The sequence below is a fragment of the Nonomuraea sp. NPDC050451 genome (genome assembly GCF_044458585.1).
Map to the genome: position 1 here is coordinate 394,201 of NZ_JBITHZ010000008.1, position 11,553 is coordinate 405,753.

The 11,553-nt window shown below is 69.1% G+C and carries 10 protein-coding genes; 2 read left to right on the forward strand and 8 right to left on the reverse strand.

Annotated elements, in window-relative coordinates:
* Nucleotide 1 precedes the first annotated feature (1 nt).
* The 3 genes from ACIBI9_RS26770 to ACIBI9_RS26780 all read right to left on the reverse strand — a co-directional run bounded on the left by ACIBI9_RS26770 (nucleotide 2) and on the right by ACIBI9_RS26780 (nucleotide 4,992).
* Nucleotides 2–1,408, reverse strand: coding sequence for an alpha/beta hydrolase (locus tag ACIBI9_RS26770; RefSeq protein WP_397225394.1), 1,407 nt, complete (start codon nucleotides 1,406–1,408; stop codon nucleotides 2–4).
* Nucleotides 1,409–1,819: 411 nt separating this feature from the next.
* Nucleotides 1,820–3,379, reverse strand: coding sequence for an endonuclease/exonuclease/phosphatase family protein (locus tag ACIBI9_RS26775; RefSeq protein ID WP_397225396.1), 1,560 nt, complete (start codon nucleotides 3,377–3,379; stop codon nucleotides 1,820–1,822).
* Between the two features lie 581 nt (nucleotides 3,380–3,960).
* Entirely contained in the window at nucleotides 3,961–4,992 is a 1,032-nt protein-coding gene (locus ACIBI9_RS26780; protein ID WP_397225398.1) for an Rv2578c family radical SAM protein, read from the reverse strand.
* Between the two features lie 134 nt (nucleotides 4,993–5,126).
* Between ACIBI9_RS26780 and ACIBI9_RS26785 the strand changes: the two genes are divergently transcribed.
* On the forward strand, nucleotides 5,127–5,411 hold the full coding sequence (locus tag ACIBI9_RS26785) for a DUF3040 domain-containing protein (protein WP_397225400.1): 285 nt from the start codon (nucleotides 5,127–5,129) through the stop codon (nucleotides 5,409–5,411).
* A gap of 562 nt (nucleotides 5,412–5,973) precedes the next feature.
* Here the strand turns inward: ACIBI9_RS26785 and ACIBI9_RS26790 are convergent.
* The 4 genes from ACIBI9_RS26790 to ACIBI9_RS26805 form a co-directional block, all read right to left on the reverse strand.
* Complete coding sequence (locus ACIBI9_RS26790) at nucleotides 5,974–6,828, reverse strand: polysaccharide deacetylase family protein (RefSeq protein WP_397225402.1); 855 nt, start codon at nucleotides 6,826–6,828, stop codon at nucleotides 5,974–5,976.
* Nucleotides 6,829–6,946: 118 nt separating this feature from the next.
* A complete protein-coding gene (locus ACIBI9_RS26795) occupies nucleotides 6,947–7,435 on the reverse strand; it encodes an OsmC family protein (protein ID WP_397225404.1) in 489 nt (162 codons plus the stop codon).
* Nucleotides 7,432–8,076, reverse strand: coding sequence for a GntR family transcriptional regulator (locus ACIBI9_RS26800; protein ID WP_397225406.1), 645 nt, complete (start codon nucleotides 8,074–8,076; stop codon nucleotides 7,432–7,434). Before ACIBI9_RS26800 ends, ACIBI9_RS26795 begins: the two co-directional genes overlap by 4 nt.
* Before the next feature lie 376 nt (nucleotides 8,077–8,452).
* Complete coding sequence (locus ACIBI9_RS26805; protein ID WP_397225408.1) at nucleotides 8,453–9,028, reverse strand: transposase; 576 nt, start codon at nucleotides 9,026–9,028, stop codon at nucleotides 8,453–8,455.
* A gap of 385 nt (nucleotides 9,029–9,413) precedes the next feature.
* Here ACIBI9_RS26805 and ACIBI9_RS26810 point away from each other — a divergent pair, with 385 nt between their 5' ends.
* Nucleotides 9,414–10,109, forward strand: a complete 696-nt coding sequence (locus ACIBI9_RS26810) for a hypothetical protein (RefSeq protein WP_397225410.1) — start codon at nucleotides 9,414–9,416, stop codon at nucleotides 10,107–10,109.
* 385 nt (nucleotides 10,110–10,494) lie between these two features.
* On the opposite strand, the gene ACIBI9_RS26815 is transcribed toward ACIBI9_RS26810, so the two are convergent.
* Nucleotides 10,495–11,553: transposase (locus ACIBI9_RS26815; protein ID WP_397225411.1), on the reverse strand; the 1,059-nt coding region annotated here is incomplete at its 5' end.

Consider the following 11,553-nt stretch of genomic DNA (forward strand, 5'->3'; position numbering starts at 1 on the left):
GTCACGATGATGCCGGACCGCAGGTCGTGCCCGTGGGCGGGAGTTGTCCGGTGGTCAGGTAGCGGTGCACGTGGTCGCGGACGCAGGGGTTGCCGCTCCAGTAGAGAGCGTGACCGCCCTTGGCCGTCAGGTGGCGGGCGCCGTCGAGTTGCGCGGTGATCCGGCGGGCGTGCGCGGGCGGCGCCGTGTCGTCGTACTCGCCGCCGGCGATCAGGATCGGCGGCAGGCCGCGTGGGCGAACTGGATGGGGTGGGAAGGGCGTTCTCTGGGGGAGCCCGGCGCAGAGGTTGGCCATCGGCCATGCCGCGGTCCAGCCGATGCGCGGCGCGACGCGCCTCAGCCGCGTTTCCATGGCCTTGACCTCGCGGTATGCGCTCGGGTACGGGAAGTCGGCGCAGGTCGTGATCCTGCTGAGGGCGGGATCGGCCGCCCCGGGGAACGGCTTGGCGAATCGGGTGGCGTCACCCGCGTGCGCCTCGGCGAGGGACTTCGCCAGTTCGGGCCACGTCGCCTCGAACGTGACAGCGGCGCGGGAGGCGATCAGGGTCGCGCCGGCCGTGGCGCCGGCTCCGGCACCGGGCGCGGGGATCGGCCGTTCGGCGGCGCGGGCCATGACCTCGTCCCAGACCTTGAGCGCGTCGCGGCCGTGGAGCGCGCAACTCCGGTCGCCGGCGCACCAGTCGGCGAAGCGGCGGAGGCTGCGTTCCTTGGTCGTCGCTCTGGGCAGCAGCCATTCGGTCCACGATCGGTTGGTGTGATCGATCGGGCTGTCCAGGTACATGCGGCCGACGCGGGAGGGGAAGTCCTCGGCGTAGGCCACGCCGAGGACGGTGCCGTAGGAGTTGCCGAAGTAGTTCAGGTTCTGCTCGCCCAGCGCCGCCCGGACCGCGTCCAGATCGCGGGCCCCTTGCCAGGAGTTCAGCTTGCCCGCGAGCGGGCCGGCGGCGTCCGCGCAGCCGAGGCCGAAGCGGCGGTTCTGTGCTGTGTAGCGGGCGTAGGTGGCGCGGTCGGGGAACACCCACTCCCCGTTCGCGGCCCATGGTGCCGGGTCCGGGCAGCGTACCTCGGCGCTCGCCTCGAACCCGCGCGGGTCGAAGACCACCACGTCGAACCATCGGGTCAGGTCGGCGAAGGAACCCTTTGCCTGCCGCAGGACCGAGATCTGCTGGGCGGGGCCACCCATGTTGAGCACCAGCGTGCCCTGTCTGGCGGCCGGATCCCGAGCGGACAGCTTGGCGAGCCCCAGCGTGATCTGCTCGCCCTTGGGAACGGCCCAGTCGGCGGGCACGGTGATCCGGCCGCACTGCAGGCCGTCCCCGCAGTCCTGCCAGGACAGCCTGGTATCGGCCGCCGCGGGCGTTATGGGGAGCAGCATTGTGCCGAGTACGGCGATGATCGTCTTCTTCATGGCTCCTCAGCCTTGTCGAGAAGCGCTTCGCCGGTCGTCCACCTTTCGATAGATCCTCCTCAAAGGGGCAGTTCGCGACAGCGTCCTCATGGGGGGGGCGAAGCTTGGCCGGCCTCGGCTCGGCCGACGAGCGATCCGAGGTCTGCCTTGATCTGCCCCGCGCGTACGCGCCGCTCGGCTCGACCACGGGCGGTGGATCCCGTCATCTCTGGCAGCATCCTCGAAGGCTTTCAGCTGGCGGTCGAGTGTGCGGAGGAGAGCGGCGCGGCCGGCGCGCAGTGTCGCTATCAACCAGAGCGGCGCCGCCGGCGCGCAGTGTCGCTATCAGCCATGCCCGTTTCGCTTCGCGCCTCCGCAGCTCCGCCGGACCCGGCGGGGTGCGGTGGTCGATCCGGGCCAGCTGTGGGGCGGTCAGAGCCGGGACGTGCGGAACGTGGTCAGGACGGCGGCATGGTCCGAGGGCCAGGCGTTGCCGCGGTGGTTGGGGACGGCCGTCGGCGTGCCCTCGACCAGGGCCCTGGAGTCGGTCACGCGGAGCGGGCCCGCGTAGTAGACGAAGTCGATCCGGTCCTGCGGCTCGGGCTCGCCCTTGTGCGGGTCGTACCCGTAACCGCCGGTGAACACCGGATAGATCGGCGACCAGGTGATGCCAGGCGTGGTCACCGGGTTCGGGTGGGCCACCCGGTAGGAGTCCCGCAGTCCTGCCTGCGTGGGCAGCATCGAGGTCGGCCACGGGATCGTGGTGTAACCGCACCGGCGCGTGGCCTTGGTCCAGTCCAGGTGGGACGGGGCGTTGAAGTCGCCCGTCAACAGAACCGGCGTGCGCCGCGCCGCGGCCAGGTCCGGTCCCATCTCCCGCAGGATGGCCTTGATCTGGGGCGTGCGGCCGGAGCGCTCCTCGTTGGCCAGCAGCTGTTCCTGCGTCAGCTTGCCGAAGCACGTGTCGTACGGGCCGTACGGGTTGTAGCCGAGGTGGACGTTCCACACCACGACGTCCTGACGCTCGCCGATCCGCACCCGGACCTTCGTCGCCACCGACAGCGGGCCGCTGTCCACCGGCGCCTTGCGTTCGGTGATCGGGTATCGGCTGATCACGCCAATGTCGGTGCCCGCCTGGTGGTAGTCCCAGCCCAGCGCCTCGGTCAGCTCCCGGGTGGAGACGGCTGAGGTCTCCTGGAGACCCACGACGTCCACATCGGACTGGAGCAGGAACCGCAGCTCCTTCTCCCGGCCGTCGTCGACCTGACTGCCACTGTGCCACAGGTTGAAGGTCATCGCCTTGAGCTCGGGCACCAGGTCCTGGCCCGGCCGGCGGACGTCGATGCCGATCGTCGCCGTGCCGGTCTCGGCGCGCGCGTTGCGGGCCTCGACCCGCAGCGGCGTCGAGCGCAGCGAGTCGCGCAGCCGCGGCGTCCCCGTGACCTCGCCGTCCGCCGACACGGTGATCCACCGCGGCCCGCTGACCTTGCGGAACGCGAGCCCGTCGGTGTCCCCGCGTACCAGGCCCCCCACCTTCGCCTGGTACGGGGTGAGGGCGCGGGCGTTGCGCAGCTTGAAGGCGTCGGCGATGAAGTGCAGCGGCGCGTCGCTCATGATCCGGATTTTCACCGGCGCGGCGAGCCACCGGTAGCCGTCCTGTGCCAGGGCGAAGACGATGTAGTCGCCCGGCTCCAGCCCGTCGGTCGGCAGGGTTGCCTCACCGCTCTCCCCGGCGATGTAGGTCCAGCGCACCGACGGACCCACGAACTTCTCGTCCACCGGACCGTCGCCCGGGTCGGTGTAGAGGCCGAGCCAGTTGGTCGGGTCGGGGTGGGGTGTGGTGTAGGTCGCCTTGATCGGCTCGCCGCGGCGCACGGTCGACGAGGCGAGCGTCAACGTACCGTCTGGGGAGGCGTCCGGGGAGGCGGATGCCGGGATCGCGCCAGTGGACAGGACGAGCATCGCCATGACGAGCGACTTGAGCCAACGCATCCGCGCCTCCTCGATCTACACCGTGCAGCGTCGGCCGGGCTGGTGACGATCATGTAAACGGGCCGTGGCAAACCGCTGGCGGCCGGGGGAAACCCTGGTCTGCGCGTCCGTACGCCCTGTGCGCACCGATCAAGGGGTGGCGCACTGCGGACGTCGGTGGTCGTCGCGGGGGAGCCGCCCCTGGCTGATCAGGATTCCGAGGATCATCAGCACGCCGCCGGCGGGTTCGTTCCAGCGGATGGTCTCGCCGAGGACCGGTGTGACGTACGTAGGTGACGGTGGGGGCGGCGGTGGTGTTCCAGATGTAGGCGAGCCCGGTGCCGATGCTCAGGCCGCCCGCGATGGAAAGGCTCGCCAGGATGGGCCCGAATCCCCGATGAAGGGCGCGAGCACGAGGCCGATGGCGGCGGCGAGAACGATCTGGTCGGCGGCGATGGCCGTCGGGTCGTACTGGTTGGCACGCAGCAGCCGGCGGCTGAGAACGAAACCGATCCCGTAGCGTAGGTTGGCGCGCGAGGAAGGGGGCCGTCATGAGCCTCGCCGATGGCGTCCCAGGGAGTGGAGACGACCTCGCGCGGAGCTCAGAGCAGGCGTAGCTGCTCCGGCTCGTCCGGGGCCGGCGCGGGCCGGGGCGGGAGACGGCGGGCCATGGCGGCGGTGGCGCGGCCCACGCCGTGGCGTTGGGCCAGCTCCTTGACCAGGCACGTCACCCGTTCCTGGTACGGCTTGGGGGCGTACGCGCCGCGCCCGTACAGCTCCAGATAGCGGGGCACCAGGCGCGGATGCTCGCGCGACAGCCACCCCAGCCACCACTCCCGCGCCCCCGGCCGCAGATGGAGCACGATGGGGGCGATGTGGGTGGCGCCGGAGGCGGCGATCTCCTTGACGGTGGTCTCCAGCTGGGCGGGGGAGTCGGTGAGGAACGGAAGGATCGGGGCCATCAGGACACCGCACGCGATGCCGTTGTCGTTGAGCGTCGCACACACCTCGAGGCGCCTGCGCGGGTTGGGGGTGCCCGGCTCCACCGCGCGCCACGTCTCCGGGTCGACGAAGCCGACCGACACGTTGGTGCTCACGTCCGCGACGTCCGCGGCCTCCGTCAGCAGGTCGAGATCGCGAAGGATCAGCGTGCCCTTGGTGAGGATCGAGAACGGGTTACGCGCGTCGCGCAACGCGGCCAGGATGCCGCGCATCAGCTTGTAGCGGCCCTCCGCGCGCTGGTAGCAGTCGACGTTGGTGCCCATGGCCACGTGGTGGCCGCCCCAGCGCGGCGAGGCCAGCTCCTTGTGGGCCAGCTCGGCGGCGTTGACCTTGACGACGATCTTCGAGTCGAAGTCCGCCCCGGCATCAAAATCCAGATATTCATGCGTTTTTCGGGCAAAACAGTAAATACAGCGATGCGTGCACCCGCGATAGGGGTTGATCGTGTACTCGAACGGGACCCGGCTGGCTCCCGGAACCCGGTTGATGATGGATCTGGCCCGGATCTCGTAGAAGGTCATCCCTCTGAACTCGGGCGTGTCGAACGTGCGGGTGACCGCGCCGCGAGCGAACAGCGGCACGGCCGGATCGTCCTGACCGGACCCGGCCAGGCGCAGGTTGTCCCAGCGCATGCCATGATTAGAACAAGAGTTCGAGCATGATCGCAAACCGAAAAGAGCTTGCAATTACCTGGTCAGCCGGGGGCTAATGATCTTCAGGGTTGGGCAGAAAGACGTCGCAGAGCTTGCGTTCGGGAGGTGCGCCTATGGCCTGGTCGCAGGACGAGGAGCGGATGCTGGCCCAGATTGAGCAGCACCTCGTCGCCGACGATCCGCGACTCGTCGCACGACTGGAGTCGTTCAACGAGCGGGTGCGTCGCAGCGAGGCCAAGGCCCAGGGGCAACCAGGCCGCAGGCGTCGGCCGCGCCGCTCGACAGTCATCATTCTGATCAGCTGGCTGCTCATCGCCACGCTGGTCGCCACGCTCCTGATCATGGTGCTCCGCCACGAGGCCGCCGCCGCGCTCGCCCTGGCCGCCGCCACCTTCTAGCCGCCCCTTCACGGATCGGCGCCTTCCGGGCGCCGCATGTACTGCCTCCCGCACGCTGCGTCACGGGCCGTTCCCGGCCTGTTCATGCTGCGTTCCGGGAGCGTCGTCGATCCGTTTCCGGGGCCGTCGGCCAGAACGTCTGTGCCGCGTCTGCGGCGCCTGCACCGGCCACGCGCCGAAGGGTGGCCGCGCTGGACGTGCGCCGTAGGGTGGCCGCGCTGGACGTGCGTCGTACGGTGGCCGTGCGGTCCTCGGCGTCCGGGACCTGCAGGTCCTTGGAGTCCAGGACGTGCACCAGCCTCAACGCCGCGCCCCTTGCAGGGCCTGAACGGGGTGCTTGGTGTACGCGCCGACGGCCTGGAGGGCTGCGAACCGGCGGCCACGCGTGACCGGCGCCGACGGCTGCGGGCCGGTTGACAGCGCATGACCGGGCGGCCACGCGTAACCAGCGTTGACGGCTGCGAGCCGCTGACAACGCATGACCGGGCGACCCCGCGTCACCAGTGTCAATGGCTGCGACCCGGCGACAGCGCATGACCGGGCGACCCCGCGTTGCGTGACGTCAACGGGCTTCGGGGCGTCCTTGTTTCACCCAGAGCTCCTGCAGGACCCGGTAGTCGAGCACGATGATCCCCTCGCTCCGCAGGATTTCGCGAGCCTCAGGGGAGGTGAGGAACTCGTAGTCGGTCCGCCGCACGCGCCATCCGCCGGGCTCGATCGCCTGCGCGTCCTCGCCTCCCAGCCCCGGATGGACGGCCCATTCGCTCAGCCCGACCGGCACCTCGCGCAGCAGCCTGGCGTACGTGGCAGCCTTGCCGTCGAGTTCGAGCCGGAAACTGTCCAGGAAGTCGTGGTCGACCACCGGCAGCCCGCGCGCCCGTACCTTCTGGCGAGCCGGGTCGAGCCAGGCCCGCACCGCCAGGCCGTACTCCTGGGCCAGTGCCACCGTCAGGTCGAAAACGTCGGCGCGCCCGCCGTCGGCCAGGCAGTGCCAGTCCAGGTGGGTGGGCGCCAGCCCGGCGTCAGTCACGGCGGCGATCTGCGCACGGAACTCGCGCTCCACCTCGTCGAGGCGAGCCTGGGCGAGCAGCTCCGGTACGCGGTCGGGCGTGAACAGCTCACCCGCCGCATCGAGCAGCGACGGCACCCCCTCCTTGGCCGCCAGTGGCCCCCACCGGCGGCGAGGCGTGTCGCACACCAACGTCAGATGGATCCCGAACGGGATCTCCGGCCGGTCGCGCAGCAGCCCCATGGCGTGCTCCGCCCCAGAGCAGGGCGCCATCAGGCTGCACGAGCCCGAGATCCCCTCCTCGATCGAGCGCACGACCGCGTCGTTGATCGCCCGATGCATTCCGAAGTCGTCGCTGTTCACGATCAACAGGCGCGCGTCGGGCTCGAACCCGGGGAGATCGTTCATGTTCCAAGCCTGCCGGGCGCGAAGGGCGACATCCAACCGGTTTCCGGCCCGCTGCGTACCCACGTGTCGTACGGGGAACGCGCCCAGGCCGCCGCCTGCCAGGGACGAACCTACGGCTCTACGGCGCGGCGACGTCGGAGCCCGTGACGCGGATTGTCGGCTCGGCCCGCACCGGGAAGTTCACAGAGCTGGCGATGAAGCATGACTTGTGCGCGTCTTCGTGCAGCTCGACGGCGGCATCGACCATCTCGGGCGACGTCACGGTGACCGTAGGACGCAGTACCACCTCGGTGAAGTGGCCGCCGTCCGCGGTCTCGGCCATGGTCCCGACCGCGTCGTCGACGTACCCGGTGACGGTGACGCCCGCCGTGGCACACTTGTGCAGGTACGACAGCATGTGGCATTGGGCCAGCGCGCCGACCAGGAGCTGCTCCGGGTTCCAACGCGACGGGTCGCCGCGGAAGGCCGGGTCGGAACTGCCCGCGATGGTCGGCAGGCCCTCGGCGGCCAGCTCGTGCTCGCGGCCGTAGTCGCGGTAGCCGCTGGTGCCGGTGCCCTTGTCGCCGGTCCAGGTCACCACGACCGGGTACGTGTGCTCGCGGGTCATGCTTCGTCCTCCTTGCTATGGGTGATGCTACGGGTGTCGAGTACGTGTGCGCGGGCGACCCTGGCGGCCTCCTCCGGACGGCCCAGGACGATCGCGGCCACGAGCTCCTCGTGCTGGCCCGACACGTGCGCGGGCCGAGACGGCGGCGCCAGCGAGCGCAACGTGGACACCTGGATCTGATCCCAGATGCGCTCCAGCGCGTGCAGCGCCATCGAGTTGCCCGCCAGCTCGGCGATCACCCGGTGGAAGCGGCGGTTGAGCCGCACGGCCTCGGCCAACCGCCCCTCGGCGGTGGCCGTGGCGGTGTCGATCGCGATCTCGCGGAGCGCGGCGAGGTCGGCGGGGGCGATGCGGCCCTCGCGCTGGCGCGTCGCGGCCAGCTCGGCGGTGAGCGCCTCCAGCGCCGCCCGCACCTGGTACGCCTCGTCCAGATCGCCCTGCTCCAACGCCACGACCACCACGCCGCGCCCGGAGGGACGCACGAGCCCGTCGGCGGTCAGCGCGCGGAGCGCCTCTCGTACGGGGGTGCGGCTCATGTCCAGGGCGGCCGCGACCTCCATCTCAGTCAACCGCGCCCCGGGCGGGTATGCGCCGTCGAGGATCAACTCCCTCAACCGCCTCCGCGCCACATCGGTCTGCATACGGGCGAGGCTAGCAAATTGCATGCATTGCATGCAATGAACGCACTGTATGCAAGCTGACTCCTTGGCGGATGAGCGCCCCTCACTGCGGACAGACGAGAGTAACGGCGGCGCTCGACTCCGGACGGCACGATGGCGACCCGACACCGTCAGGCATGACGTCGAGCGGACGCTCCTACTCGAGGCAGCACATGAACCACCCGGGCGGCCCGCGATCGCGGTGGCAGCGCGATCTCGGACCGTACCGGAACCGGCTGCCGATCTTCGATAACGGGGACGCGGTACGACCGAGCCCGTACCAGCGCACGCAGCCGCGTTGTCCGTGCAGAACAGGCCCCGGTCCCCTAGATGGTTGATTCCAAGGGGTGCTGTGGGATCAGTGGTCGTAAGCGGTGAGTGATCGGGCGGTGGGCTGGCCGGTGTTGTCGTTGTGCCAGATCACGGTGGTCAGGGCCAGGATGCGGGTGATCACGCGGATGGTGACGCCCGCTGGGGTGCGTCCGCCGTGACGTTCGAGGTCGAGCTGGCCTTTAAGGGTCTGGTTGATGGACTCGATGGTCTGGCGTAGGGGTTTGAACAGGTGTGCGCCGGGTCGTGGGGGTTCGCCTTTGCGGGCTTTGCGGAGCAGGTGGATGCCTTCGGTGGCCAGGGTGTGCTCGAAGTCGCGGCCGTAGTACTGCATGTCGGCGATCAGGTCCTGGCCGCGATGGCGTTCCAGCAGGTCGGGGTCGGCTTGGAGCATGCTCAGCAGGGTGAGGCGTTCGTCGGCTTTGGCGCCGGTCAGGGCGAAGGCGACGGGCAGCCCGCCCAGGGTGCACAGCAAGTGCAGGCGCAGGCCCCAGAAGAAGCGGGAGTGGGAGGGGCAGTAGCCGTATTCGGCCCAGCCGGCCAGGTCCGAGCGCTGGGTGGTCTGGCGGGAGCGGCCGCATTCGATGGGGGTGGAGTCGGCCACCCAGACGTCGTCACTCCATAGGCTGGCCTTCTCATCGATGGTGACATCTATGAGAAGGCCAGTGTCGGCTACAGATGAAGTTGTCGGGGTCCGCGTGTTGTTGTCTGTGCTCGTGTCGGTGTCCAGCTTGAGTGGTCGGGTTCCGCTGTCGGCTCCGATCTTGGTGTCACCGAACGCTCAGCCATGACGGCTCTGCGTGCGCTGGCCGGCCATGGATGTGGATTCCCCCATATGAGGGAGCCTTTTCACCCATGGGAGGGAGATCGAAAGAGGACGGCAGGCATTACCGTGGGCGGCCATGAGATCACATACGCGGCCAACGCTATTGGCCGCAGGCTGGGCAGCCTCAGCCGCGCTTGTGCTGGTGGCGCCCAGGAACCTGGTCATGCGGCTGGCATTCGGCAAGCTCGACGACCCCACGCTCGTCTGGCAGATACTGCTTGCCGCGCTGGGGTTGCTGCTCGCCCTGACGACCATCCGTTATGGCACACGCACCGCCTCACAAGCACACAAGCGTCAGGCCGATGGGACGGTCCGTCCTGCGCTCTGGGCCAGGATGATCACCTGGATGGCGGCTGGCGTGCCAGTACTGGGCTTCGCGGTTCCGCACCTGCTGTGGGGGCTGGGCATACCGCTTGGTGTGGCGGCAGACTCCCACCCCGGCTTGGCAGAGTTGCGCGGCTCGGCGGTGTTCTGGGCACTGCTCGTTGCTGGACCGGTGATCGGAGGCCTGCTCACGCTGGGGCTGATCAGCCGATGGGGGCAAGTCGTCCCGAGGTGGGTGCCGTTCGCTGCGGGGCGGCGGGTGCCGCGTGGTCTGGCTGTCGTTCCAGCGGCTGCCGTGGGCCTGCTGGTCGGCCAGTACGGCGCGATGATGACGAAATGCCTGACTTTCGGCTTCACCCGCACGTGCGCGCCTGGCGGCGGCACTGCGGTCCTCGACGGGAGCTGGGGGTTCGTAGCGACCTATCCGGTATTCCTGGTCTGGGGGATGTTCCTGCTCGCTGCCACCATCGGCTACCTCCACACCACTGGGCAAAGAGCAAGTGACGGGGTTGTGACCCGCGCTGCGGGCTCATGATCCACTCATGTCCGGCTTTGTTTTATCCGAGCTGTCGCATTCTCGCCGACAGGAAGACCTGAACAACTCCACTCGAAACTTTCCAGATCAAGGTGTCGTGCCGCAGGTCAACTGGAAGGGACAGAAAGTTTCAACAATGTGAGTCAGTGACTGGATGTTGGGGTGTTGCTGGGTGGGCTTGATGGGATGGAGGGATCTTTCTTAGAGATCTTGGCTCTCGCGTTCGAGGTCTCTGGGCGTGCCTGCGCCGGGCGCCAATGCCCGCTCGCGCATACCGATGGCGCATCCCGGGATGGTCGATGAAACTCGGAGGATGAGCGCGGCAGGCAGCCAGTACGCCTGTTGAGCGACGAGTTTCTGGGCTCTGGCGCTGATCTTGTTGGGCTCAGGTGATCAGGACTCGTCGGCGGAGTAGGTCGAGGTTGGCTCGGCCGTACATGCTTCTCTTGATCATTTTCAGTCGGTTCACGGCCCCCTCTGTGGGGCCGTTGCTCCAGGGCAGGGTGAGCCCGGCGGTGACAGCGTCGTGATCGCGGATGAGGCTGGTCGCGAAGCGGTGGAGCGCGGGCAGGTCATCAGCCCGGACAGCCTCGATCCAGGTCGGGAGCCTGTCTCCGCCAAGGTTTTGAATCATGTTGGCGAAGCTGCCGGCGTGATGACGCGTGGCCTCCAATTCGGGGCAGCGCGCGAGGATGCTCTTGAGCTGCACGGCAGCGCCCGCAGTCAGGTGATCGGGATCGGACATGATCCAGCTGGTGACCTTGCGCGGCTTCGGAGGTGTCGGCGCGGTCGGTGGCGGGCCCGTCCGTTCCCGCAGACGGGCGACGTAGCGTTCAACGGTGCGCAGGCTGCCGCGCCAGCCGAGGAGCTGGATCTCGCGGTGCAGCGCCGTGGCGTTGCGGACCCCGGTCGCGAAGCGCTGATGCAGGTGGTCCATAAACCGGTCCAGTCGGCTGGCACGGTTGTTGGCCTTGCCCAGGTACTGCTCCAGGGGCGTGCCGGCGAAGCGGTAGACGGTGCGTTCGCTGATCCCGAGCTCGCGGGCAACCTCAGCACGGGAGCGGCCTGCGGCCAGCAGTTCGTGGATCGCGGTGTGGCGTTCCCGATGCCGCTGGGCCAGTGGGTACTCGATCGGCGGATTCGGTTGTGGTGGCGGGTCGGTCTCGCTGCGCTGTTCATCGGCTACGTGGTTGTCTTGCAGGGGTGGCTCGGGCAGGCATGCGGCGTGTGCGGAGACGGTCTTGTCCACCGCCGCGCCCAGGTTCGCCCACAGGTGCCACCGATCGGCCACCTCGATGGCATCCGGTGCGCCGCGACGAGCTCCGTCGGCATAAGATCCGGCGCGGTCCCGGCAGATCACCGCGATGCCGGGGTGCTCGGCCAACCATGCGGCCAGCGTGTCGGCGTCGCGGCCGGGGAAGATGTCGATCGGCCGGTGGGTCTC